Annotated in this window: 19 protein-coding genes; 4 read left to right on the top strand and 15 right to left on the bottom strand. The window is 61.9% G+C overall.

The window, feature by feature from the left end:
• Nucleotides 1-91: 91 nt before the first annotated feature.
• Together ACYQ0G_RS08415 and ACYQ0G_RS08410 are read right to left on the bottom strand one after the other, a co-directional pair.
• Nucleotides 92-1,300, bottom strand: a complete 1,209-nt coding sequence (locus tag ACYQ0G_RS08415) for an ABC transporter permease (RefSeq protein WP_460101599.1) — start codon at nt 1,298-1,300, stop codon at nt 92-94.
• A complete protein-coding gene (locus tag ACYQ0G_RS08410) occupies nt 1,297-2,274 on the bottom strand; it encodes an ABC transporter ATP-binding protein (RefSeq protein ID WP_460102808.1) in 978 nt (325 codons plus the stop codon). Before ACYQ0G_RS08410 ends, ACYQ0G_RS08415 begins: the two co-directional genes overlap by 4 nt.
• A 69-nt stretch (nt 2,275-2,343) precedes the next feature.
• On the opposite strand from ACYQ0G_RS08410, the gene queG reads away from it, so the two are divergent.
• On the top strand, nt 2,344-3,405 hold the full coding sequence (gene queG / locus ACYQ0G_RS08405; RefSeq protein ID WP_460101597.1) for a tRNA epoxyqueuosine(34) reductase QueG: 1,062 nt from the start codon (nt 2,344-2,346) through the stop codon (nt 3,403-3,405).
• On the opposite strand, the gene ACYQ0G_RS08400 is transcribed toward queG, so the two are convergent.
• The 10 genes from ACYQ0G_RS08400 to ACYQ0G_RS08355 all read right to left on the bottom strand — a co-directional run bounded on the left by ACYQ0G_RS08400 (nt 3,389) and on the right by ACYQ0G_RS08355 (nt 15,389).
• Nucleotides 3,389-4,615, bottom strand: coding sequence for an NAD(P)/FAD-dependent oxidoreductase (locus ACYQ0G_RS08400; protein ID WP_460101595.1), 1,227 nt, complete (start codon nt 4,613-4,615; stop codon nt 3,389-3,391). The genes queG and ACYQ0G_RS08400 overlap by 17 nt on opposite strands.
• 52 nt (nt 4,616-4,667) lie before the next feature.
• Complete coding sequence (locus ACYQ0G_RS08395; RefSeq protein WP_460101593.1) at nt 4,668-9,380, bottom strand: NAD-glutamate dehydrogenase; 4,713 nt, start codon at nt 9,378-9,380, stop codon at nt 4,668-4,670.
• 171 nt (nt 9,381-9,551) lie between these two features.
• Nucleotides 9,552-10,526 (bottom strand): LLM class flavin-dependent oxidoreductase, encoded by a 975-nt coding sequence (locus ACYQ0G_RS08390; protein ID WP_460101592.1) that lies wholly within the window; start codon nt 10,524-10,526, stop codon nt 9,552-9,554.
• A complete protein-coding gene (locus tag ACYQ0G_RS08385; protein WP_460101590.1) occupies nt 10,523-11,365 on the bottom strand; it encodes a tetratricopeptide repeat protein in 843 nt (280 codons plus the stop codon). The genes ACYQ0G_RS08390 and ACYQ0G_RS08385 overlap by 4 nt, the downstream gene beginning before the upstream one ends.
• Nucleotides 11,362-12,111 carry an alpha/beta hydrolase gene (locus ACYQ0G_RS08380; protein WP_460101588.1) on the bottom strand — a complete coding sequence of 250 codons (750 nt, stop codon included), beginning with the start codon at nt 12,109-12,111 and terminating at the stop codon, nt 11,362-11,364. The genes ACYQ0G_RS08385 and ACYQ0G_RS08380 overlap by 4 nt, the downstream gene beginning before the upstream one ends.
• A 53-nt stretch (nt 12,112-12,164) precedes the next feature.
• The gene (locus tag ACYQ0G_RS08375; RefSeq protein WP_460101586.1) at nt 12,165-13,238 is read right to left on the bottom strand and encodes a M48 family metallopeptidase; all 1,074 of its coding nucleotides are present in this window, start codon (nt 13,236-13,238) and stop codon (nt 12,165-12,167) included.
• Between the two features lies 1 nt (nt 13,239).
• Nucleotides 13,240-14,325, bottom strand: coding sequence for a YjgN family protein (locus ACYQ0G_RS08370; protein WP_460101584.1), 1,086 nt, complete (start codon nt 14,323-14,325; stop codon nt 13,240-13,242).
• 103 nt (nt 14,326-14,428) lie between these two features.
• Nucleotides 14,429-14,620, bottom strand: a complete 192-nt coding sequence (locus tag ACYQ0G_RS08365; protein ID WP_460101582.1) for a helix-turn-helix transcriptional regulator — start codon at nt 14,618-14,620, stop codon at nt 14,429-14,431.
• On the bottom strand, nt 14,617-15,207 hold the full coding sequence (locus ACYQ0G_RS08360) for a hypothetical protein (RefSeq protein WP_460101580.1): 591 nt from the start codon (nt 15,205-15,207) through the stop codon (nt 14,617-14,619). Before ACYQ0G_RS08360 ends, ACYQ0G_RS08365 begins: the two co-directional genes overlap by 4 nt.
• Entirely contained in the window at nt 15,204-15,389 is a 186-nt protein-coding gene (locus ACYQ0G_RS08355) for a hypothetical protein (RefSeq protein WP_460101578.1), read from the bottom strand. The genes ACYQ0G_RS08360 and ACYQ0G_RS08355 overlap by 4 nt, the downstream gene beginning before the upstream one ends.
• 160 nt (nt 15,390-15,549) lie before the next feature.
• On the opposite strand from ACYQ0G_RS08355, the gene ACYQ0G_RS08350 reads away from it, so the two are divergent.
• The 3 genes from ACYQ0G_RS08350 (at nt 15,550) to ACYQ0G_RS08340 (ending at nt 20,268) form a co-directional block, all read left to right on the top strand.
• Entirely contained in the window at nt 15,550-17,217 is a 1,668-nt protein-coding gene (locus ACYQ0G_RS08350; RefSeq protein WP_460101576.1) for an alkaline phosphatase D family protein, read from the top strand.
• 261 nt (nt 17,218-17,478) lie between these two features.
• Nucleotides 17,479-19,512 (top strand): threonine--tRNA ligase, encoded by a 2,034-nt coding sequence (gene thrS, locus ACYQ0G_RS08345; protein WP_460101575.1) that lies wholly within the window; start codon nt 17,479-17,481, stop codon nt 19,510-19,512.
• A gap of 9 nt (nt 19,513-19,521) precedes the next feature.
• The gene (locus ACYQ0G_RS08340; protein ID WP_460101574.1) at nt 19,522-20,268 is read left to right on the top strand and encodes a sulfite exporter TauE/SafE family protein; all 747 of its coding nucleotides are present in this window, start codon (nt 19,522-19,524) and stop codon (nt 20,266-20,268) included.
• A gap of 164 nt (nt 20,269-20,432) precedes the next feature.
• Here the strand turns inward: ACYQ0G_RS08340 and ACYQ0G_RS08335 are convergent, their stop codons facing one another.
• From ACYQ0G_RS08335 to ACYQ0G_RS08325, 3 genes are all read right to left on the bottom strand, one after another.
• Nucleotides 20,433-21,437 (bottom strand): agmatine deiminase family protein, encoded by a 1,005-nt coding sequence (locus tag ACYQ0G_RS08335; RefSeq protein ID WP_460101572.1) that lies wholly within the window; start codon nt 21,435-21,437, stop codon nt 20,433-20,435.
• Nucleotides 21,438-21,524: 87 nt separating this feature from the next.
• Entirely contained in the window at nt 21,525-23,267 is a 1,743-nt protein-coding gene (locus ACYQ0G_RS08330) for a flotillin family protein (RefSeq protein ID WP_460101570.1), read from the bottom strand.
• Nucleotides 23,268-23,277: 10 nt separating this feature from the next.
• A complete protein-coding gene (locus ACYQ0G_RS08325; RefSeq protein ID WP_460101568.1) occupies nt 23,278-23,916 on the bottom strand; it encodes a YqiJ family protein in 639 nt (212 codons plus the stop codon).
• Nucleotides 23,917-23,958 lie beyond the last annotated feature (42 nt).

Genomic DNA, 23,958 nt, shown 5'->3' with positions numbered 1-23,958 from the left:
GCGCGGCGCTGCCGCCTTCCTCTCTCGCGCCGCATCCTGCCTTAACTGACAGGCGTGTCAATAGCGCGGGGCGCGAGGAAGGCAGCGCCCGCTATCGGCGCAACAGCCCGCGGCGCTTGGCGCCTTTGCCCCCGGCCTTGCCCGATTTCATCACCTTGCGGCGGAACAGGGTGGCCCCGGTCTTCACAAAGATTGCCACCCACAGGATCTGCCAGGCCAGGGCCAGCAGATGGGTCCACAGCACCGGAGACTGCGCCGCGCGGGCAACCATCGCATAGGGCGAGGATACGGGGAACAGCACGGCGAATATCTCCGCCGCCGAGCCGGGATCGCTCATCGAATAGGTGGCGAGGAAAAAGACCGCCAACTGCAGAATGGTGGCGGGCATCGACAGTGTCTGCACGTCGCGCACTGTCGGGGCCATCGATCCGATGGTCAGGAAAACCGATCCGATCAGGAGATAGGCCATCGCAAAATAGATTACGAACAAGGCGCAGAACAGCGGCCAGCCCACGGCCGGTTCGAGAAACGATCCGAAGGCCGATCTCCCAAGCGCGAAGATCACCGTGCCGATGCTGCCCCATACCGCGATGCCCACGAAACTGACCGCGAGCATGGCGAACAGCTTCCCATAGAAGACCGCGTCCATCGGGATCGCGGCGGCCAGGATCTCGATGATCTTGTTCGCCTTTTCCTCCACCAGGTTCGACAGGACCATGCCTGCCAACAACATGGTGAGAAGGAACAGCAAAGTGATCGCGCCGGTGGCCGTTGCGGTTTGCGAGCTACGCGTATTGGCTACGCTGGACTGCGTGGGCTTGAGCGTGACTTCAGGCATGGAAGCTGCGCCGCCTTCGCTGGCCTGAGCGCTGAGCAAGGCGACTTCGCCGCGCCAGCTGTTGAGCCTTTCCGGCGTGCCGGTGAGTTCGGGCCGGTCGAGCGTGCCGGTGAGCACCGCTCCGATGTTGCGCGAGGTGTCGGCCAGCAGCGCTGCAGGTTCGCCTTCGCCGGGTTCCACGATTTCTATGCCGGGTAGGCTGATCGAATTTTCCAGCCGCTCATGTGCGGTTGCGAAGGCGGCATTATCCGCTTGGCCCAGCATGACTGCCAGTTTTGGCGGGGCGGCGCTTTCCACTGCCTTGGCGCCCAATGCACCAGCCGCAAAGCTGATCGCGGCAAAGAAAATCGGCCCGAGAAGGAAGAACAGGAACGCCTTGGAAAACAGGATCGCGCCGAAATCCCGGCGTGCGATGACGAGGGCGGCGCGCCACAGGGGCAGGCGGCTGGCATCGGCGCTCATGCGGCGTCTCCTGCTCCGTGATCTTCCATGGCGCGGGCAGCGGCCTCGCCGGCGATTTCGACGAAGGCATCGTGCAGTCCTGCCCGTTCGATAGAAAGAGACAGAATGCCAGCCTCGCCATCGATCAGGCGGCGCAGCAGCGCTTCGATCCCTCCGTCGGGAATGGGGAAATACCAGAAATGGCCCCCGCCTTGTTTGGCGTCGTGGCGGGCATCTGCGGGCAAGGCCGCGCGCCAGTCGCCATCCGCCCGGCGTGTTTCCAGCCTGACCTGCGCGGGGATCCGGTCACGTGCGGCGTCGACCGAACCGGCATAGGGCACGCGCCCACCGGCAATGATTGCCACGTCGTTGCACAGGCGTTCGGCATGGTGGATGACATGGGTGGAGAAAATCACCGTGGTGCCGCGGTCGGCCAGGTCGCGGATCATCACTTCCAGCTTCCCCTGGTTGATCGCATCGAGCCCGCTGAAAGGTTCGTCGAATACCACCAGCCGGGGCCGGTGCACCAGCGTGCCGAGCAGCTGGACGGTTTGCGCCATGCCTTTCGACAATTGCCTGATCTGCCGGTCGATCGCGTGGCTGAGGCCGTGGTTCTCCATCAGCTCGCGCCCGCGCCTGCGCCCTTCCTCAAGCGAAAGGCCGCGTAGCGCGCCCATGAAGGCAATGGCCTCGTCGCATTTCATGGCTGGGTAGAGCCCGCGCTCTTCGGGAAGATAGCCGATCCATTTCGCGATCTCATGCGGCCGGTCATGGCCGAACACGCGGCGCACGCCTTCATCCGGGTCGATGATGCCCAGAAGCATGCGCAGCGTGGTGGTCTTGCCCGCGCCATTGGGGCCAAGAATGCCGTAGATCGCACCTTCGGGGACGGATATATCGACCCCGTCCACCGCCAGCGTATTGTCGAAACGCTTGACCAGCCCGCGCGCCTCTATGGCAAGGGCACTGTTGTAATGATCGTCGTTTCGCGACATCGCGTTCATCGAACTCCCCATTGAGGAGTGTGACCTACCCTCGCCGAGTGAACGGGAGCAACAGCAAGTTTGGTTAAGACCGCGTCACTGGAAGAATTGCAGAACGCGCTGAGAGCCGAAGCCCGTGAGCTGGGCTTCGCCGCTTGCGGCTTCGCGCCGGCGGGCGAGGATCCCCGGCGGACCGCCCGGTTCGAGGAATGGCTGGCAGATGGCCGCCACGGTTCGATGGAATGGATGGAAAGCCGCAAGGTCCAGCGCGCATCGCCGCAAGGGCTGTGGCCCGAGGCGAAGAGCGTCATCGCGCTGGGCATGAGCTATGCCCCCGATGTCGATCCGCTGGCGCTGGAGGGGGATGACGAGAAAGCCCGCATCTCCGTATACGCACAGGGGCGCGATTATCACGATGTGGTCAAAAAGACGCTGAAGGCGCTCGCCCGGTGGCTGATTGCGCGCGAACCGGACAGCGAGCTCAAAGTCTTCGTCGATACGGCACCGGTCATGGAAAAACCGCTGGGCGAGGCGGCAGGCATCGGCTGGCAGGGCAAGCACACCAATCTGGTCAGCCGCGCGCATGGCAGCTGGATGTTCCTCGGCGCGATCTATTCGACCATCGAGTTTACGCCTGACGAGCCGCACCGAGACATGTGCGGGAGCTGTCGCAATTGCCAGGATGCCTGCCCGACAAATGCCTTTCCGGCGCCCTATCAACTCGATGCGCGGCGGTGCATTTCCTACCTCACCATCGAGAACAAGGGGCCTATCCCGGAAGAGTTCCGCGAGAGCTTGGGCAACCGCATCTATGGCTGCGACGATTGCCTCGCGGTGTGCCCCTGGAACAAGTTTGCCGATACCGCGCATCGCCATATCAAGCTGGCCCCGCGAGAGGAGCTTGCCGCGCCGCAGCTGGCCCGGTTCCTCGAGTTCGACGATGCCGGTTTCCGCCAGTTCTTTTCAGGCTCGCCGATCAAGCGGGTGGGGCGCGACCGTTTCGTACGCAATTGCCTTTACGCTGCCGGCAACAGCGGAAATGGCGCGCTGAAGGCCCAGGTGGAGCAGCTGAAAGCCGATCCCGATCCTGCGGTTGCGGAAGCAGCCGCTTGGGCGGCAGGCAAGCTCAGCCCATTTCCTTAAGCGCGACTTCGGTATCAGCCAGCAGCTCCGGATCGATCTCGGCGCCGTTGACAACCAGCTTGCGCCCCTGCGCGTAATCGCGTGTGTTGTTCACGCAATCCAGCGCGATCACCCGGCCCTCCTTAAGATAGATCAGGCTGAATTTGCGATCGGACGGCGTGCCCCTCAGCACGGTCTGGTCATAGCCGTTCGAAATGCCCACGGTCTGCAAGCGCAGGTCATACTGGTTCGACCAGAACCACGGTACGGCATCATAGCTTTCCCGCTCGCCCATGATGGTTTTTGCAGCGACGCTGGCCATGTCATTGGCGTTCTGGACCGATTCCAGCCGGATCACGGCATTGTCGGCATAGGGATTGGGATGTGCGGCGCAGTCCCCGATCGCATAGATATCGTCGAGCGAGGTGCGGCCGTATGTATCCACATCGACGCCGTTACTTCCCGCCGCGCCTGCCGCGATGAGCGGGCCAACGGATGGGACGATTCCAATGCCGACGATCACGATCTCGCAAGCAATCGTATCGCCTGTCGACAGCGTGACGCCAGTCACCTTTTCGCCATCGCCTTCGATACGCTCGACGCCGGTTTCCAAGCGCACATCCACGCCCTGTGCGCGATGCTCTGCCAGATAGAAGTCGGAAATTTCCGGCCCGGCAACGCGTGCCAGCAGACGGTCCTGCGTTTCCACGACCATGACTTCGCAGCCAAGCTTGCGCAGCACCGCGGCACCTTCGAGCCCGATGTATCCGCCACCCACCACAACGGCACGCTTCGCACCTGCCGCAAGTTCGCTCTTGAGTGTGTCGGTATCGCGGCGATTGCGGATGGTGTGAATGCCGCCAAGATCCGCGCCCGGGCAGTCGAGCCGCCTTGCATCGCCGCCCCCGGCCCAGATCAGCTTGCGGTATGACAGGCTGCTGTCATCCGACAGGGTCAGCACATGCCGCATCCAGTCGACTTCGTTGACGTTGCAGCCCAACCGCAGGGTCACGTTCCGATCGGCCCAGAACTGCTCGGGCCGGATGAGGATTTTCTCGAACGGCTTTTCGCCTGCGAGATATTCCTTCGAAAGGGGGGGGCGTTCGTAAGGCGGATTGCGGTCGCGGCTGATCATGAGGATGGGTTCCTCGTGACCAGCCTGCCGCAGCGCTATCGCAGCCTGCGCGCCGCTATGGCCCGACCCCACGATGACGACATCATAGTGCTCCATGCGCGGGAGGGCTGGCCGCAATTGCCGGTCGGGTCAAGCCTTGCGGGCCCGTTTACCGGGCCAGCAGGTTGCGCGCCATGCTTGCCACCTGGGCCAGCATGGCCGGGGCGACAGGGGTTTGTGCCTGTGCCCGGTCGACCATGGTGCGGAACTGGCGGATCGCCGTTTCGTGGTCTTCCGCCCAGTTTTCGACGACCGCCGGCATATCGGTCTTGGCGTCTTTCCTGCGCGCAAGGCGGCGCAGGAGTTCGAGCCGCATCTGCTGAAAATCACGGGCAAGGCCGGATGTCAGCAACCGCTCCCAGACGTCGGACGGATTCATCTTCGCGGCCGTGCTCTGCGCCCAGTCGATGCCCAGCATAGCGCCGAGATCGGAGAAGCCCTGAGTGACCATCTTGGGGCCGATGTCCGTATCGCTGGCGAGCTTTGCCAGGCCAACCGAACCGTCGAGGTCGAAGGTGTTGGTCACCTTGACCGCCAGTTCATCGGGTGCACCTGCCGCCGTGAAGGTTTCGCGCAGCTTCAGCGACTGGGTCTTGAGTTCGGCGCCAAGCAATTGCTCGGAAGATTCGACAAGGACCTTCACCCCGTCGCCGAGTTCGGAAACCATCGCAGCCGGCTGGACGCGTCCGCCAGCGGTGCGCAGCACATCGGACATGAGATTGCCCGTTGCAGCAGCCAAGCGTTCGAACAGCACCAGGCGGCCGCTTTCGTCCATCTCGGCAAGATCGATTTCCGCCCACAGGGTGCCGAGGTCGAACAAATGCGCCACGGCAACGAAGGCCGCCGCCACCTGAGACAGTTCCACGCCTTCTTCCTCGGCAAGCTCGAAGGGATGTACCATGCCCAGGCGGTTGACGATCGCATTGGCCAGCTTGGTCGCGATGATTTCGCGCCGCAGCCGGTGATTTTCGATCTGGCTCTTGAATTTCGCGCGCATCGGCTCCGGGAAGCTGCGCATCAAGAGGCCTTCGAGAATCGGATCGTCTGGCAGGTCGCTCGCCTCGATCGCATCCTGCAGCACCAGCTTGGTCGAGGACAGCAGCACTGCCAGTTCGGGGCGCGTCAGGCCGACGCCATCGGTCGCCCGGCGCTGCAGTGTCTGGTTATCGGCCAGCCCTTCGGTCTTGCGATCCAGATTGCCGCCTGCCTCGAGCGTTTCGATGAGGTGCAGCTGAGAAGCCATGGCCCGTTCGCCGCCGATTTCCGCAATCGATATGGCCAGTGCCTGCAAGCGGTTGTCTTCCAGCACGAGAGCGGCGACTTCGTCGGTCATCTCCTCAAGCAACTCGACCCGCTTGGGTTCGGTTAGCTTGCCTGCGCGCTTTGCTGCGGCAAGGGCGATCTTGATGTTCACCTCGTTATCCGAACAATCGACGCCGGCGGAATTGTCGATGAAGTCGGTGTTGCAGCGGCCGCCGTTCTGCGAGTATTCGATCCGGCCTGCCTGCGTGACGCCAAGATTGGCACCTTCGCCGATGACCTTCGCGCGCACTTCCCGGCCGTCCACGCGGAGCGGATCGTTGGCAGGATCGCCGACCTGAACATTATTTTCGGCGCTCGACTTGATGTAAGTGCCGATGCCGCCGAACCAGACCAGATCGACCGGGGCCTTCAGAATACCGGAAATCAGCGTGTCGGGCTCGATTTCGGACACGTCCAGATCGAGGACCTTCTGCATCGCTTTCGACAGCTTGATGGTTTTCGCATCGCGCGAATAGACGCCGCCACCGCGTGAGATAAGATCCGCGTTGTAGTCCTCCCAGCTCGACCGGGGCAGGTCGAACATGCGGCTGCGTTCCTTCCAGCTTGCGGCTGGATCAGGATCGGGATCGAGGAAGATATGCCGGTGGTCGAAGGCTGCCACGAGCTTGATGGCTTTCGACAAAAGCATGCCGTTGCCGAACACGTCGCCCGACATGTCGCCGCAGCCGACAACCTCGATCGGGTCGGTCTGTACGTCGATGCCCTTCTCGAGGAAGTGGCGCTGAACACTGACCCAAGCGCCCTTGGCAGTGATGCCCATGGCCTTGTGATCATAGCCCTTCGAGCCGCCCGATGCGAAAGCATCGTCGAGCCAGAAGTCCTTCGATTCCGCGATCGCATTGGCGACGTCGGAGAAGCGTGCCGTGCCCTTGTCTGCGGCGACCACGAAATAGGGGTCTTCGCCATCGGTGATGACGACACCTTCCGGATGCACGACCTTGTCGTCCACGATATTATCGGTGATCGACAGCAGGGTGCGGATGAAGACCTCGTAGCTGGCCTGGCCTTCTGCGGCCCAGGCATCGCGGTCGATCGCTGGATCGGGCAATTGCTTGGGATAGAAGCCGCCCTTCGCCCCGGTCGGGACGATCACGGCGTTCTTGACCCGCTGCGCTTTCATCAGGCCGAGAATTTCGGTGCGGAAGTCGTCGCGCCGGTCCGACCAGCGCAGACCGCCGCGAGCCACGGGACCGGCACGCAGATGGATGCCCTCGACCCGGCGCGAATAGACGAAGATTTCGCGCCAGGGGATCGGCTTAGGCAGGTTGGGCACCAGCGAGCTGTCGATCTTGAAGGCAAGCGCTTCATTGGCTGCCGATGCGAAGCTGTTCGTGCGCAGGATCGCATCGATCAGAGCGTTGTAGAGCCGCAGCAGACGATCGTCATTGATCGCCTTGACCTTGGACAGGCCGCGCTTGATCACATGGCGCGCATCCTCGATCGCGCCGTCGCGGTCACCCTTAAATTCGGGGTCATGGCGCGCAGTGAACAGATCGATCAACGCGCGGGTGATATCGGCATTCTTGGCCAGCGCATCGACCACCGTGTAGATGGTGAAGCCCATGCCGGTCTGGCGCAGATAGCGATAGAATGCGCGGAGCCAGTCGGCATGCGCGGCATCGAGACCGGCTTCGGCCACGAGGCGGTTGAACACGTCGTTCTCGGCATGGCCGTTGAGGACCGCCGCGACCGCCGCCTCGATAGCTTCGGAGCGTTCGAACAGATCGGCAGCGTCGACGCCCGGCGCCAATTCGAGCGCGAAATCGTGAATGGTACCTAGCTTGCCGTCGTTGAGAACGGTTGGCATTTCGGCCTGCACGTGGAAACCGAAGTTCTCGAGAACCGGGACGGCATCCGACAGCGGCAGGCTGCCTTCCGACTGGTACAGCTTGAGGTGCAGGCTGGAAGGACCGTCACGCTCGGACAGATAGAGGCGGGCGCCGCGCTGAGGAGCATTGTTCGCGTCTTCTTCCGCGTCGTCGGCATGGATGCCTAGGCCGCGCAGGCGCGCAATATCTTCCGCAGCTTCACGCGGGCCGAAACGCGCGCGGAAGGCAGTGGGGAAATGTTCCGCAAAGCGGATGGCCAATGCAGCGGCGCGGCCGCTTTCCACCATCGTGCCGAGCTCGTTCTCGACGGCTTCGCTCCAACCGCGCAGCAGGGTCTGCAGCTGCTGTTCGAGCAATGTCTCGTCCGGCGATTTCGCGCCGTCGCGAATGTCGAGCACGAACCGCAGCATGGCGAGGTTGCCGCCTTCGACTTCCAAGCTCCAGTCGAGCAGATTGGCCGCAGCACTATCTTCCAACAGCGACTTGATCTGCAACCGGACCTGCGTTGCCAGCATGTCGCGCGGCAGCCAAACGAAGGCGAAGAGGTGGCGTGCCAGCGGTGCCTCGACCAGCGACAGGCGGGGACGCGGGCGATCGACCAGCGCCATCATGGTGGTAGCGACACGCTCGCAATCCTCTTCGCTGAAGCCGATCAGGAGATCGTGTGGCAGCGTGGTCATCGCATGGACCAGGGCCTTGCCTGCATGGCCGCCCTCGTCGAAATTCAGCCGGTCGCGAATGCGGTCCACCCGTTCACGCAGGATCGGCACGGCACGCGGCGGCGCAGCCAGCGCGGCACTGGTCCAGACGCCGGCATGGACCGACAGGGCAGTGACCTTCTTGCCTTCGCGGCGCGGCACGATGAATAGGTCGAGCGGCACATGGCGGTGCACGCGCGAGATGTGGTTGGCCTTGATGATGAGCGGCGTGCGGTGGTTCTCACCGTCTTCGAACCAGGCGAAAGCGCGTTCGAAGCTGCTATCCACCAGCAACTCGGGTTCGCCCGCGCGGCAGATGCCCAGCGCGTCCTGCTGGCTGCCGTCGCGCAGCCGCACGACATGGCCGAGCTGTGTCAGCATGCCCGATTCTAGCCATTCGAGCAGCGCGCTGCCTTCATCGTCGTCAATGGCGGAGGCATCGGCCTTCATCTGTTCCTGCAGCTTGGACCAGTCCTGCACCGCAGCGCGCACATCGGCGAGCGTGGTCTGCAGTTCTTCCTCGAGCGCCCGCCGCTGTTTCGCATCGACGCGGGCGGTCTCGAGATAGATCATTGATTCCCAGTAGGCGTCGTCAGGCTCGCCTTCGTGGATTTGGCTGAGCGAGCCGTCTTTGGTCCGATCAACCGGGACCACTGGATGGACCAGACGGTCGATCGCGATACCCAGCGCGGAAATGGCATTGGCGGTCGAGTCCACCAGAAACGGCATGTCGTCGTTGACGATGGCAATGCGCGTATAGCGATGGCCCTCGGTCACCGACTCGATCCGCATCGCAATCTCGCCGAATTTGCGCTGCTGAGCTGTCGCAGTCACATATTCAGCCGCGTCTTTCATGCCTTCCGGACTGAAAGGTGTATCACCCGGAAGCATGGAATCGCGCATGTGCTGCACGAGCGCATCGGTCTGATTTGCAGGAGTGGTAGCGGGCTTCGAGCCGTTTTTGGAACCCATGGGGCCTCTCAAATATGACGCGAAAAATTGCCGCGCCTTGAAACATCCGAGTCTTCACCCGGTATCGATCAGACGCCGCGATTAGGCCCGTTGCCAGACGAGGGCAAGGCACTGAACAAGCATTTTTGCAAACCTATGCAAGGGGCACGGACGTAGCGTCAGCGGAGAAAATCAGCCCAGCGCATCCAGCGCGAGTTTGAGGCTGTCAATTCGAGCCTGCGGGTCGAAGGTGGGGCCAGCAAAGACGATTTCATCGGCCTGCGTGCGTTCGACGAAGCGAGTGACCGCCGCCGCGCATTGCTGCGGCGTGCCAATCGCGCTGGCCTGTCCGATATGGTCAAGCATCGCGGCCGCAGCTGGTGGCAGGTGCGCGCGATACCCTTCGACCGGCGGCTTGAGCTTCGACGGGCGTCCGGTCCGCAGTGCGACGAAAGCCTGCATCTGCGAAGTTGAAAGGGTATGGGCCGCATCTTCGGTCTTGGCGCAGAACAGGTTCATAGCCGCCATCACGTGTGGCTTCTCGCAAGTCTCGCTCGGCTGAAAATCGCGGCGGTAGACAGCAAGTGCCGCATCGAGATGGTCGGGCGCAAAATGGCTGGCAAAAGCATAAGGCATGCCGAGCTTAGCGGCGAGCTGCGCTCCGAACAGGCTGGACCCCAGCATCCAGAACTCGGGCTTCGCGCCAAGCCCGGGCGTCGGATGGACCGCAGTGCCGCCTGCCATGAAATTCTGCAGTTCGACCACATCCTGCGGAAAAGTCTCGGCGGCGCGGTGGAGGTCCTTTCTCAGGGCACGCTGCAATTCCGGACCGGCCCCCGGTGCGCGGCCCAGCCCGAGGTCGATCCTGCCGGGAAACAACGCATCGAGCGTCCCGAACTGTTCGGCGATCTGGAAGGGTGTATGATTGGGGAGCATGATCCCGCCCGAACCAATGCGGATCGTATTGGTCGCATTGCCGATGTGGGCCAGAACCACTGAAGTAGCGCCGCCCGCAATGCCTTCCATCGCGTGATGTTCGGCCACCCAATACCGTTTGCAGCCAGCCTCTTCCGCGCCCTTGGCTAGGGAGACGGCAGCCTCGAATGATTCGCTGAGATTGCCGCCTTCGCGAACTGGGACGAGGTCGAGGATGGAATAATCGGTCATTCTGGGGAGGGTTTCCTTAGCTGGTCGAGATAGCCTTGCGCACGCTGGGCTTCGGCGCTGTCAGGCGCCACTTCGAGCACCGATGAGAAGCTCGCGATCGCATCGGCCTCGCGTCCGGACATGGCGGCAATGACGCCGGCTTCAAGGCCTACCTGGGGATTCTGCGGGGCTAACAGAGCGGCACGCTCGATCTGTGACTGGGCCTCTCCCAGCCGTTCGAGCCGGCGGGAAAGCGTGGCGGAAAGCAGCCAGGCTTCGGCATTCGTATTATCGGCCTCGCGCGCTTCGGCAAGAGCGGCTGCGGCATCTTCTTCACGATCGGCCCTGACCAGGAGACGGGCAAGGTCCACGCGAAGGCCGGCGGCCAAGGTGCCATCTTCTGCGGCCAGCGCCATGCCTCCCGCCCGGTCCAGCAAAGGAAGAGCTGCTTCGATATCCCCTTCGGCTACCGCCGCATTACCGGCCATGGCGGAAAGCCGTGCCGCATATCCCAGATTGTCCTTTGGCGCTTCCGCGCTGGCAAGTTCGAAGGCCTGACGCGCTTCGTTCATCCGGCCAAGCTTGACCATGGCCAGACCAAGACAATGGGCGCTCTGGGCAAGGCCCAGATCGCTGTCGGCAGTTTCACGCCAGCGCTGCGCCGTGTTGAGAGCAGTCTGCGGATTGCTGCTCGTTTGCTGCAGACATTTCGCCAACGTGTTCGCCTCGCGGCCCGTGTCGGCAGTTTCCCGGGGTGGGCGGTCCCGCAATTCTTCGGGAATGCCGGGCATCCCGCCTGCGGCCGGATTGAGTCCGACCTGCATCAACATGAAGGCGACGGAAGTAAGGATGTTGGTCACAGGATTTCCAGCTGTTGCAAAAGGCCATCGACCGTTCGCAGCAGCAGCGCAATGTCCTGCGGCCGCGACAGCCGATGGTCGCCATCCTTGACCAGCATAAGTTGAACCGCGTCCGAACGCAGTTTGTCCGCCAGCTGCCGGCTTATTTGCCAGGGAACATCGGCGTCACGCTGGCCATGCAGAAGGCAGGTAGGTACCGCGATGCCTATTTCGTTGACCAGCAACAGCTGTGCTTGTGCATCGGCGAAGAACTCAGGATGTGTGGGCGTGGGATCGGGGCCGTAGGGGTTCTCTTCCCGCACGATAGACCCGGCTGCCAGCTGCTCCTTCTGGGCCTCGGTATATCCCCAATCAGTAAAGTCGGGCGCTGCAGCAATGCCAATCATACCCGCCAACCTGTCGCCCAGGTCCAATGCGATCAACAGCATCAGCCAGCCGCCCATCGACGATCCGATCAGGACTACCTTTCCGGCGACCTGGGCTTCGATCACCTCCGTAACCTCGTCCCGCCACTTGGATAGGGTTCCATCGGCAAAATCGCCATCGCTGCGACCGCATCCGGAATAGTCGAGCAGGAGGCAGGACCGCCCGTTTTTGCGAGCCCAGTCGAACAGGGCGGTAGCCTTGCTGCCATCCATGTCGGACATGTAGCCGGGCAGAAACACCAGCGCGGGGCCTTTACCTTCGACCTTGCGAAAGGCGATCCGCCGCCCATCGGGCATAGCGTGGAATTGTATGTCGCTCATTGGCAAGACATGTCGTGGCCGCCGGCAAAGGATGCAACCCCGGTTCCTAAAGCTCAGAAGAAGAGATCGAAGCTCTCTACATCCGGGTCCTGTCTGCACATGCTCTTGAGTGCCCGAAATTCTTCATCAGTGAGGACCGGTTCAAACGTTTTGCCGCGCGCTGCAGCTCGATAGGCCTTCGCACGTTCCGCCGGGTCCGGATGGCTGGAAACCCATCCGACCAGATCTTCATCGTCATCGTCCCTATCGCCGCCGAGGCGTTCGAAAAACCGCGCTGCACCCAGAGGCGAGACTCTGCTTTCGGCCATGCGTTCGCGCGAATATTCGTCGGCCTCACGTTCCGCATCGCGCGAGTACCCCATTGCCGCCAGGCCGAACATCGTGTCCCCAATAGTGGTATTGGCGCCCGACAGGAGAATGCTCAGGCCGAATTGCCGCAGCATTGCCGTCATCACGTGACGTTCGCGCACATGCCCGACCTCATGGCCCAGAACGCCGGCAAGTTCTTCGGGGCTTCCCGCATCCTGCACCAGTCCGTCGAATAGCAGCACTTGCCCACCCGGCAGGGCGACGGCGTTGACTATGCCGAGATTGGCGACACCTGCGCGGACCTTCTCCTGCTCAGGATCAACCTTCCTCAAAAGCTTTGCCAACGCTGCGTCACCTTCGGGCGTATGACACAGCCGGTTGCCGAAATCCCCGACGATCGCATCGCCAAGGTTGCGCTCCCAGCTTTGCGGAATTCGTGGGCCGAGCCATTCGGGGGCAGTCATGAACAAGGCAACGGCGGCCACGCTGATCCCGGCGAAGATCGCGGTTGCCTTGCCGAGGCCGAACTTGTCCACCCAAGCACCGTATGTTTGTCGTTCCGGCAATTTCGATGAAAGACCGGGTGGCAGATCGGCAGGCAGGATGAGCCGGAAATCGGATTCGCTCTTGCGGTGATAGACGATCTCGCCTGCGCGTTCCTCGCCGTATTGCAAGTCGGAGAACGGCACATTCATGCTGCCTGAGGGACCATGCAACGATAGCAGGCTGCCGCCATCCCAGACGGCTTCGCCCTCGTATCGGACAGCCGTGTAGCCATCGTACCATTGGGCAAAGGTCTGGAATGCCGTTTCGCTCATGTCAGATCGCCCCGATGTCGAAGGCGTCAAGCAGGCCTTCCCCATGCCTCGCGGTGGTCGTCGTGGATTGCGTGAGCTCGTCGAGCAGGATGTCGCCGCCGGCTTCCATATGCACGATGAAGAATTTCCAATGCCGGTAGGAAAGGAAGACGAAGCCGATACCTAAAGTCAGCACGACAAGGACGAAGTCCCCAAGGTACAGCTTGATCCAGTCGGCCGTCGAGGCTTCGAAGCCGAAACGCAGATCTTTCCAGCGTGTCGAGCCTACGACCTCGCGGAAATATTTCGCATAGAATGCCGCTGCAATCAGCCCCAGCGCGAAAAACCAGACGAACAGCGCGATGGCGATGCCAAGACCCATACCGATGCCGAACCCGTCATTCCCGCCCAGGCCCGCTCCGATACCGCCTCCTGTGACGGCCGCGATTGCCATCGCGGCGAAAAGTAGGATCGGGGCAAGATAGAAAAGGAGGTAACGCCCGAAAATGTCGCCCGCCTGCGCTTCGGCATCGAAATGGTAGGGGCCGAAGCTCATCTTGTTCCAGCGCTCGTTCCAGAGACTAGTCATCGACCATGGCACGAGGAGGCCGAACGGGATTTGCCCGACGATCGTTTTCCAGAGGTAGGACCAGCCGAACTTGAAACCCTGATTGTTGCTCCCCCCGCGAATGCCGCGCCAGCGAGTGCGAGACATGCGATACCGCAGCGCCCTGAAGCGGGCGATGCCGGTAAGATAGAGAATGAAGAAGAAACTCGACGCCGTAAGCAGCATCGCCCAACCTTCTTCACCGCGCAGGATCAGCGATTCCGACACTATTCCGATCAGCGAGAACGGAAGGAAGAACAGCAGCATCACGAGTACGAAGCCGATGAAAAGCTCCATCCCTTTGCCGGTCCATTCCAGCCGCTCGTCGACGAACCGCGTATGGGCCCAGAGATAGCGGCGTTCACGCGTCGTCGCCCAAAAACGGTATATCCCGAGGGTGACGATAGTGAGTAGCAGGTTGGGCAGGGCAATCCTGGCGAAGTCCTGCCAGTTGCCATCGAAGCCAAACGCGCTGTCGGCTTCGTTTTCAGTGTAATGCATAAATAAAAGCGACCCCCCAGTCGAATATCGTTCGTCGTCCCGTCGGTTGCCGACATTCGAAGGGGGGATCGTTCAAGTCAAGCGATGCCAATGCAATTTGCGTTCAGTCACGCAGAAAGATGTCCTCGATCGCCAGTTCGAAAAGGTCCGCGATCCGAAAAGCTAGGGGCAGGGAGGGATCGTAGCGCCCCTTTTCGATGGCGTTCACGCTCTGGCGGCTGACTTCCAGCCGATCGGCGAGGTCCTGCTGGCTCCAGTCACGTTCAGCGCGCAGAACCTTGAGGCGGTTTTTCATTCGCCGCTCCTGCTCTGCCAGGCCTGACCGACACCCATGCCGACAGCCCATATCGGGACGGACCACCAGCCAGGAACGTGGGGTACGAGTTCGAAGGTTTCCAGGAACCCCCAGAAGCTGCCGATGGCCAGGACAAATCCGAGGCCGATGAGCGATGCGATAATTGCCCGATAGCGCAGATATTCGTCGTTTTCCTCTTTGAGATAGCGAGCCATCACAAAGATCATCCAGAAAATCGGGAGGATCGGTAGCATCGCGAGGAACCATGTGACTCCTGTAGAGGGATCGAGATTGCGCCAGATCGTCAGAGCAACGCCCAGCCCTAGCAAATAGGCAAGCGAACTGGCCATGATGCCTTTCGTGTAGCGGACTGCTGCCTGGTTGGACCGGCTGACAGTCTTGCTCGCCTGAAGAGAGGCACGGAAGCAAAGCACCATCAGAACCAGCGGAATGATGGCGAGAATATAAATCGTCGATCTGTCGATCGCGCCCGAAAGCTTGAGGCCAAGGATGGCGGCCGCAGTGCCTACCGACAGTCCGCCCCACAAGCCTGCACGGCGAGATCCCGTTTCAGTGTTCGCGCTCATGCTTTGCCCCGCCTCAGAATGTTGCAGCAACGGTCGCGGCCCAGCCATGCTCCTGGGAACAAGGCGAGAAGGGCGAGGGGCGCAAACTGCGCTACTTTTTCCGGGACGATATCGAAGATGGCGAGCAGCCCGACAACTATCATTGCGGCAGCAAGAAGCAGGGATTGGTGAATCTGTTTCATGGCAAGAGTCCTTTTCTTTGTGTAAAGGCTATTTGTCACAACGACGGTGGCGTGTCAAGCTCACTTTCCATTAAGTAAAGCTCATCTCTTCCTTCTCGAAAAATCACCTGTCACGAAGTTGCCACGCGCTTCGGTCATGCCGCGCGCGAAGGAGAAACACATGTCGCTGACCGCACCGCCTGAATCCGTTTGCCTGCCAGCGCTCGATCGCCGGTCCCTTTTGAAAAGTGGCATCCTCGGTGCGGGATTTGCAGCGGCTCCACTGGCGGCGCAGACCGCCCGAGCAGCGACAGGGTTCACGCATGGTGTCGCGAGTGGCGAGCCGGGCCGCGATCGCGTTCTCCTCTGGACGCGATATGCGGCAGCGCAGGATACGCCTGTGACGTGGCAAGTGCTGGAAGCCGACGCCAATCGCCGCGTGGTCGCGGAAGGATCGGTGACTGCTTCCCCTAACAATGATTACTGCTGCAAAGCCTGGGCTACCGATCTCGAACCCGGACGCTGGTATTACTTCCGCTTCGTCGCGCCCGATGGAATCATGTCGGATCTTGGCCGCACACGAACGCTGCCAGAAGGGAGCGCGGCAAGGTGGAAGATGGCCGTCTTCTCGTGTTCCAATATCGGCTTCGGCTGGTTCAATGCATATGCGCATGCGGCGGAAGCGGGCGACTTCGATTGCGCGCTCCACCTCGGCGATTATTTCTACGAATATCCGGCCGGTAACTATCCCTCCGCCGAACAGACGGCCGCTGGTCGAAACGTGCTGCCTGCCAGCGAATCGGTATCTCTGGCCGATTATCGCAACCGTTTCGCGATTTATCGCAGCGATCGCGATCTTCAGCGCCTCCATCAGCTCTATCCCATGATCGCGGGTTGGGACGACCATGAAAGCACCAACGACAGTTGGGAAGGCGGGGCCCAGAACCACCAGCCGGATACCGAGGGCTCATGGTCTGTGCGCAAGGCCGCATCGATGCGTGCCTATCGCGAATGGATGCCGGTATCCGACGAACCCTGGGCCGAATATCAGGTCGGCGATCTGGCAACGCTCTATCGCCTGGAAACGCGCTTGACCGCACGCTCGCAGCAATTCGATTACAACACCGTCCTTAAGGGGGCTGGTTCGCCGGAGGAAATCGTCGCACGTCTCGACGCTTTCCGTGACGGTACCTATCTTGATCCGGCGCGCGAAGTGCTCGGGGCACGGCAGCAGGCCTGGTTGGCCGAGGGTCTTAAGCGCTCGCGCCGTCAAGGCACGACCTGGCAGGTATTGGTGCAGCAAGTCCTGATGGGTAAGGTCAGCAGTGCCACATCGCTCAACGACCGGATGTCCGAAGGTGTGCCCGACTATGTGCTCGAGCGGATCCGCAACAGCGCCCTTGCGAGTGAAGCCGGATTGCCGCTCAACATGGATGCGTGGGATGGCTACCCGGCCGCCCGCGCGCGGGTCTATGAAGCCGCTCTCGCCGCAGATGCGAATCTCGTCAGCCTGGCGGGTGACACGCATAACGCCTGGGCCTTCGATCTGACGCATGGCGGTGCAAATGTCGGCGTCGAATTTGGCGGGCAGGCCGTGACTTCGCCCGGTTTCGAGAATTATCTGCCGCAGATCGCACCCGACGACATCGCCCGTGCAATGGTTGAGCGCAATCCGGAACTCCGATTCATGGACAGTTCGCGCCGGGGTTACATGGCCGTCGAATTGACACCGGGAAGCGCAACCAGCGAATATCGCTTCCTTGCCAGCGTAAAGCAGAAGGGCGCTGGCGTGGTCGCCACCAAACGCGTTTTTGCACTGGCAGGTGCGCGCCGCCTCGACATGGGTTGAGGAATCGGCCGGCCTCGCTTATCCGCTAAGGCCATGACGCAAGTTTGCTTCACGACCACAACTACTACCACCCCGGATCGCCGGGGGCGGGTGGTCGCGATCTGAAGCGACGGTCCGCCGCCCGGTTTCGGGTGGCCGGCGTTTCCTCCCGAAATCGCGAAAATACACCAAACGCCGCTTCAAGCGCGCGCTTTCCTGTGCCATTGGGCCGCTCATGTGGGCCCCGCAGGGAAGTAGCGGCGCAAGGAAACGGATGAGACGATGACGGAACTGCTCAAGATCAGCCTGCCCGATGGTTCGGTGCGCGAAATGGAACCGGGCAGCACCCCTGCCGATGTTGCTGCCGCGATCGGCCCGGGTCTCGCCAAAGCCGCCATCGCTGCGCGCGTGGATGGCGAACTGCGTGATATTAATCGGCCGTTCGAAGGCGATGCCGAGCTGGCGCTGGTGACGAGCCGCGACGAGGAAGACGCGCTGGAGCTCGCTCGGCACGATTTCGCCCACGTTCTGGCCGAGGCCGTTCAGTCGCTCTTCCCCGGTACCCAGATTACCTTCGGCCCCGCGACTGACGATGGCTTCTATTACGATGTAAAGGCGCCCGAAACGCGCGAGCCGTTCAGCATGGACGACCTACCTGCGATCGAGGAAGAGATGCGCCGCATCATCAAGGCCGACAAGCCGCTGCATCGGGAAGTCTGGAGCCGCCAGCAATTGATCGAAAAGTGGGAAGCCGAAGGAGAGGTGTTCAAGGCCGAATGGGCCAAGGAACTGCCCGAGAACGAAGAGCTGACCGTCTACTGGTCCGGCGGCCCGAACGAAGAAGGCTCCTGGCTCGACATGTGCCGCGGCCCTCATCTTCCCAGCACCGGCAAGCTCGATCCGCAGGCCTTCAAGTTGATGCGCGTGGCAGGTGCCTACTGGCGCGGGGACCAGAATAACGCTCAGCTCACGCGCATCTATGGCACGGGCTGGCTGAACAAGAAGCAGCTCAATGCGCATCTCACGCGGCTGGAAGAAGCCGCGAAGCGCGACCATCGCAAACTCGGGAAGGAAATGGATCTCTTCCACTTGCAGGAAGAAGCGCATGGCAGCGTTTTCTGGCACCCGAATGGCTATCGCATCTGGCGCGAGCTGGAAGCCTATATGCGCCGCAAGATGGACGGCGCGGGATATCAGGAAATCAAGACGCCGCAGCTGATGGACGTGCGCCAGTGGACCGCCTCGGGTCATTGGGGCAAATATGCCGAGAACATGTTCGCTGTGCCAGATATCGTGCCCGAAGTGGACGATAGCGGTGCAGCCTCGTCGCATCCCAAGGTCGCGCCTGACGCCGACTGGATGGCGATCAAGCCGATGAACTGCCCGGCCCATGTACTGGTCTTCAAGCAGGGCATCACTTCCTATCGCGACCTGCCGATCCGGCTGGGCGAAATGGGCTGTTGCCACCGCAACGAACCGCATGGCGCACTCCACGGACTAATGCGTGTGCGCCAGTTCACGCAGGACGATGCACATATCTTCTGCACCGAAAGCCAGGTGGTCGAGGAAGTCCGCGCGTTCTGCCAGCTGGCCGAAAGCGTCTATAAGGATTTCGGCTTCACCTTCGCGATCAAGCTGGCCCTGCGCCCGGAAAAGCGGCTGGGCAGCGACGCCGACTGGGACAAGGCCGAGCAGGAACTGCGCGATGCCGTCGAAGAGGCAGGCATGATGAGCGAGGAATTCGGCTGGGAGGAACTCCCGGGCGAAGGCGCTTTCTACGCCCCCAAGCTGGAATGGCATCTCACCGATGCCATCGGCCGGACCTGGCAGGTTGGCACGATCCAGGGTGACCGCGTACTGCCAGAACGTCTCGATGCGAGCTACATTGGCGAGGATGGCGAGAAGCACCGACCGGTCATGCTGCACCGTGCGATTTTCGGTTCCTACGAACGTTTCATCGGCATCCTGATCGAACATTACGCCGGCCGCATGCCCGTCTGGCTCGCGCCGGTGCAGGCGGTGGTCGCGACGATCGTGTCCGACGCGGACGATTACGCGAGGGAAGCGGTCGCCAAGCTGGAAGCCGCCGGCATTCGCGTGGAAAGCGACTTCCGGAACGAGAAGATCAACTACAAGGTGCGCGAGCATTCGGTTGCCAAGGTCCCGCACCTTCTGGTGGTAGGCAATCGCGAAGCGGAAGAAGGCACAGTCGCAGTCCGCACGCTCGGACAGCAGCATCAGAAAGTCATGCCGCTCGATGAGGCGATCGCCATGCTGAAGACAGAGGCGACACCGCCTGATCTGCGCGAAGGCTGAAATCTCTAAGTGATCTTTCTTGCCGGCTATGAAGCGGTAGCCATTGGTGCTGCATTGCTTGCTGCTTTCGGCTCCGCATTCGTGCGCGGGCTTACAGGCTTCGGCATGGCGATTTTGCTCGTGCCCATCCTGGCGCTCACGCTCTCGCCGGTGCATGCGGTATTGCTGACGAACTTCCTGTCGGTCTTTATCGGCCTTTCGGAAATCCGCCGTCTGCTGCGCAATTCGGAACAGTCGGCGTGGATCATCATCGCGCTCGTTGCGGTAACCACACCTCTGGGACTCTACCTGCTCACGATAACCTCGCCTTCGGTCGCGCGGGTCGTCATCGCCTTTATCGCATTGTCCGCTTTCGCCGCCGTGCTGTTGCCGCGTCGCGGTTCGGCAGCACACCATCCGGCCACTACCGGCGGCGTGGGAATTCTCAGCGGACTGATGACGGGTTACGCAGGCATGCCGGGACCGCCTGTCGTCCCCTATTATGTGGGCCGCGACATTCCGCGTGAAGTGGCGAAGGCGTCGATGCTGCTGATCTTCACCTGTGCATCGACCACCGGCCTGGTCAGCGGTCTCGCAATCGGTGTGCTCGAATGGACGCTGGCTTTGCTGGCAGTTTTGCTGTTCCCGGCCGTGTTGCTGGGCAACTGGCTCGGCAATCGCGCGTCAGGCCAGATCGAAGACCGTACCTGGCGGATCTGTGTCGGGGTGGTGCTGGGTGCAGCCGCAGTGGCCGCGCTATGGAAAGCGCTGGCCTGATCAGAGCGGAAGAAAGGGGCCGGCGAGCACGAGCGCGAAGCCGCAACCGCTCACGATCGCTGCGCGCGCCATGCCGTGCAGCGATAGAGCTGCAACCTGAGATTGCGCGAGAGCGATAGCCTTTGTCACAAGGGCTATTCTCGGACCAATTCCCTAATGAAGAGTTAACTCTCGTTCTGCGCCTTCGGCATCTGCTGGCTGGCACAGTGAAAACCGCCTCCCCCTGCAAGCACGGCATCGCCGCGCACGCCAATCGTTGCGCGATCGGGGAAGAGTTCGGCAATTGCCGCCACACCATCGTCGTCATGCGGACTGCCGAAGGTCGGTACCACGACGAGATGGCTGGTGATCGCGAAATTGGCGTAACTCGCGGGCTCGATCCGGTCGCCGCTGGTGACGAGGCCGGGCGACGGGATTTCCTTGACAGTTACCCCGGCAGCTTCGGCCCGCTCCTTCGCGTCGGCATAAATGGCGGCGTTCGGATCGTCTTTCCCGGTAGCGCGCGGCAGGGCGAGCGTGTTGGGACCGACGAACCGCGCAAGGTTGTCGACATGCCCGTCGGTGTGATCGTTGATCAGCCCGTCACCCAGCCATAATACACGGCTAAAGCCGAGGTCACGTTTCAGGCGATGTTCGAGATCTTCGCGGGTCAGATCCGGGTTACGGTTGGGGTTCAGCAAGCATTGCTCGGTCGTAGCGACGAGGCCCGTGCCATCGCCGTCGATCGCCCCGCCTTCTAGGATCCAGTCCGCAACTTCCAGTGGCAGGCCTGCGTCCTTCGCCAGTTCGGCGCCGATGGTCTGGTCGCCTTCCATCAGATATTTTCCGCCCCAGCCGTTGAAGCCAAACCGGCGCGCAGCCCGATTCTGTCCCCCGTCGGTGACGACCAGCGGGCCGGTATCGCGCAGCCAGACATCACCAAACTCGCGTCGTTCCAGCGTGATCGCGCCGCTGACCAGATCGCGGGCGCGCTGTTCGTTATTGGCATCGCGGACCAGAAGGCGCACTTCCTGCCCGCTCTCGGCCACGGCATTGGCAAAAGCGGCGATCTGCTCCTGTGCCGGTGCAAGCACTTCCGGCCACTCGGCGGCATCGTGCGGGAAGCCGATCCATAGCCAGTCCTGCGGGGCCCATTCGGGGGGCATGGTCCATTTAGGAGTATCATTCATGGCGCGCGGTTAGGCTTGGCGGCCTATCCGGCGCAACAAAAAAGGGGACACCGCAGCGCGCCCTTTCCTTTTAGCCTTACACCCTAATCAGGCGTCGGCGCTCTCGCCTTCGTCTTTCGCCTTGTCTTTGGCCGGAAGCGCCTTGGGCTCTTCCTCTGGGCCCGTGACATCTTCTTTGACGTCGAACCCGCCGGTTTGTTCTGCCGGGCCTTTGACCAGGCTATTGAGGCTCGAGCCATCGAGGCCCAGTTCCTTCATCAGCCCATCGAGTACCGGTGCTTGTGCACGGTAGGCCAGCGCCGCGCTGACCGCGTCGGTGGCAAGGTTGCCCGAGCCTCCGCCAGTATTGGCCGCGCCACCGGAGCCGCCTTTGCCGCCACCATTCGTGAGCCCGTCGACCTGAACGATCTTGATGCTCTCGATGGCTTCCATCGGCTTGGCACTCTCGCGCACGAGGTCCGGCAGCACCTTGAGCAGAGCGAGCTTCGTCTGCAGGCTGATTTGGCCCGAGGACAGAATGTTGGCCGCCTCGTTGATCGCCTTCTGACCCGCAGCCTCGACTTCGAAGCGGACGCGCGCAGCTTCTGCACGCAGCTTCTCGGCCTCAGCCTCACCCTGCGCTTCGAGCCTCGCGGCCTCAGCGCGGTTCGATGCAGCATCCTTCTCAGCCTCGGCATCGACGCGGATCTTGATCGCATCGCGTTCGGCCTGCTTCGATGCCTCGATCAGCTCAATGCGCTTCTGACGTTCGGCGATCTCGGTTTCCCGGCTGGTCGCAACCTGTTCTTCGGCAGCAACGGCCTTCGCGCGCGCCTCGTCGGCATCGGCCTTGGCTTGGCTTTCCTCGCGGCTCTTGTTCTGCACGGCGATCTGCTGTTCCTGCCGGGCGATTTCGAGCGCCCGCTGCTGGTCGATCCGTGCCTCTTCGACGAGACGGTCAGCCTCGATCTGCTGCGCATCCACCTGCTTCTTTGCCTCGATCCGCGCTGCATCGGCTTCGCGGGTACGCTCTGCCTGTTCGCGGGCGATTTCGGAAGACTGGCCGGCGCGCCGCACTTCGACTTCGCGCTCCTGTTCGAGCCGGGCATATTCCTGGTCACGCTTGATCTGGAAGCTCTTCTGGTCGGCTTCGAGATTCTTCGTTTCCATCTGAACGCGCGTGTCCTGCTCGATGTCGTTGCGCAGTTTCTTGCGCGCTTCGATCTGCTCGGTCAGCTTGGTCAGACCTTCGGCGTCGAAGGCATTGTTGGCGTTGAAGTGCTCAATACTGGTTTGGTCAAGACCGGTCAGCGAGACCGATTCCAGTTCCAGCCCGTTCATGGCGAGATCGTTCGACGAGACCTGCTGCACCTTCTGGACGAAATCCGCCCGCTGTTCGTGCAGCTCGTTCATCGTCATGCCCGCAGCCACGCTGCGCAGTGCGTCAACGAACTTGCCTTCCACCAGATCCTTCAGCATTTCCGGTTGCATAGTACGCATACCCAGCGTCTGCGCGGCCATGGCGATGGCTTCGCTGTCGGGCTTCACACGGACGTAGAATTCGGCCTTCACATCGATCCGCAAGCGGTCGAGCGTGATCAGTGCCTCGCCATCGCGGCGGACGACCGAAAGCACCAGCGTGTTCATGTTCACCGGCATGGTTTCATTGAACACCGGCAAGACGATTGCCCCGCCGTTCATCACGACCTTTTCGCCGCCCATACCCGTCCGCACGAAGGCGGTTTCCTTCGACGCTCGGCGATACATCTTGAGGAAGAAGACGAGGATGATGAGGCCAAGGAGGATAAGCCCCCCGCCAAGCACCAGCGTATTTTCAAACAGACTGTCCATAATAACCCCCTTAATTCAACTGAGTTGGCGACAGGCGCCGCTCGGCGAGCGCGGTCGCGAAAAACTGGCCACCCTCGCGGCGGACGAGGAGGACCTCGTCGCCGGCGTGGATTTCCGATGATGCTTCGTGCGGTTCGACCATGACGTAATGCGTCTGGCCATGCACGTCCTTCACTCGCGCGCGCGCTGGCGAACCGGTGCGCGCGACACCCTCCGTGATCGTCGCCCGGCGGCCGATCAGGCTTTCGGTGCTCACGGCAGTGGTGTGGTCCTTCGGCAGGATACGGCCGAGCAGCCGGGCAAAGACGCCCGTCACGGGAAGTGCGGCCACGCCCGCTATCACGGCGGCAAGCCAGCTATCGAGCGGGCTGCCGGTAAGACTTGTCGCCAGTTCCTGCACCGAAAGGCCGATGCCTGCGAACAGAAAGAGGAACAGCGCGAGCCAGATAGTCAATGGGACGCGTCCGATGCCGAGCAGCGTCAGCAGCCCGTCGAACATCCCCGCATCCGGCAATCCATCGCCATCGGCATCCAGATCGAAGTCCGCGTCGCCGAAATCGGCGATCCCGATCAGTTGCACCATTGCGAGGATCAGCATGATGACGAGCGCGGCCGCAAACGGCATGTTATGCGGCTCTAGCAAAGTCATAAAAGCCCCCTTTCTTGGCGCAGGAAGACACTGTCTCCGACT

This window comes from Qipengyuania triglochinis (assembly GCF_054655615.1).
The sequence above is the reverse complement of the archived record's forward strand: the minus strand, read 5'-3'. Positions and strand labels throughout refer to the sequence as shown.

Excerpts from the sequence above, each read along its gene's own strand:
- ACYQ0G_RS08415 (WP_460101599.1), bottom strand. The coding sequence starts at position 1,300 with ATGAGCGCCGATGCCAGCCGCCTGCCCCTGTGGCGCGCCGCCCTCGTC.
- ACYQ0G_RS08410 (WP_460102808.1), bottom strand. The coding sequence starts at position 2,274 with ATGTCGCGAAACGACGATCATTACAACAGTGCCCTTGCCATAGAGGCG.
- ACYQ0G_RS08400 (WP_460101595.1), bottom strand. The coding sequence starts at position 4,615 with ATGGAGCACTATGATGTCGTCATCGTGGGGTCGGGCCATAGCGGCGCG.
- ACYQ0G_RS08395 (WP_460101593.1), bottom strand. The coding sequence starts at position 9,380 with ATGGGTTCCAAAAACGGCTCGAAGCCCGCTACCACTCCTGCAAATCAG.
- ACYQ0G_RS08390 (WP_460101592.1), bottom strand. The coding sequence starts at position 10,526 with ATGACCGATTATTCCATCCTCGACCTCGTCCCAGTTCGCGAAGGCGGC.
- ACYQ0G_RS08380 (WP_460101588.1), bottom strand. The coding sequence starts at position 12,111 with ATGAGCGACATACAATTCCACGCTATGCCCGATGGGCGGCGGATCGCC.
- ACYQ0G_RS08375 (WP_460101586.1), bottom strand. The coding sequence starts at position 13,238 with ATGAGCGAAACGGCATTCCAGACCTTTGCCCAATGGTACGATGGCTAC.
- ACYQ0G_RS08370 (WP_460101584.1), bottom strand. The coding sequence starts at position 14,325 with ATGCATTACACTGAAAACGAAGCCGACAGCGCGTTTGGCTTCGATGGC.
- ACYQ0G_RS08365 (WP_460101582.1), bottom strand. The coding sequence starts at position 14,620 with ATGAAAAACCGCCTCAAGGTTCTGCGCGCTGAACGTGACTGGAGCCAG.
- ACYQ0G_RS08360 (WP_460101580.1), bottom strand. The coding sequence starts at position 15,207 with ATGAGCGCGAACACTGAAACGGGATCTCGCCGTGCAGGCTTGTGGGGC.
- ACYQ0G_RS08355 (WP_460101578.1), bottom strand. The coding sequence starts at position 15,389 with ATGAAACAGATTCACCAATCCCTGCTTCTTGCTGCCGCAATGATAGTT.
- ACYQ0G_RS08350 (WP_460101576.1), top strand. The coding sequence starts at position 15,550 with ATGTCGCTGACCGCACCGCCTGAATCCGTTTGCCTGCCAGCGCTCGAT.
- thrS (WP_460101575.1), top strand. The coding sequence starts at position 17,479 with ATGACGGAACTGCTCAAGATCAGCCTGCCCGATGGTTCGGTGCGCGAA.
- ACYQ0G_RS08335 (WP_460101572.1), bottom strand. The coding sequence starts at position 21,437 with ATGAATGATACTCCTAAATGGACCATGCCCCCCGAATGGGCCCCGCAG.
- ACYQ0G_RS08330 (WP_460101570.1), bottom strand. The coding sequence starts at position 23,267 with ATGGACAGTCTGTTTGAAAATACGCTGGTGCTTGGCGGGGGGCTTATC.
- ACYQ0G_RS08325 (WP_460101568.1), bottom strand. The coding sequence starts at position 23,916 with ATGACTTTGCTAGAGCCGCATAACATGCCGTTTGCGGCCGCGCTCGTC.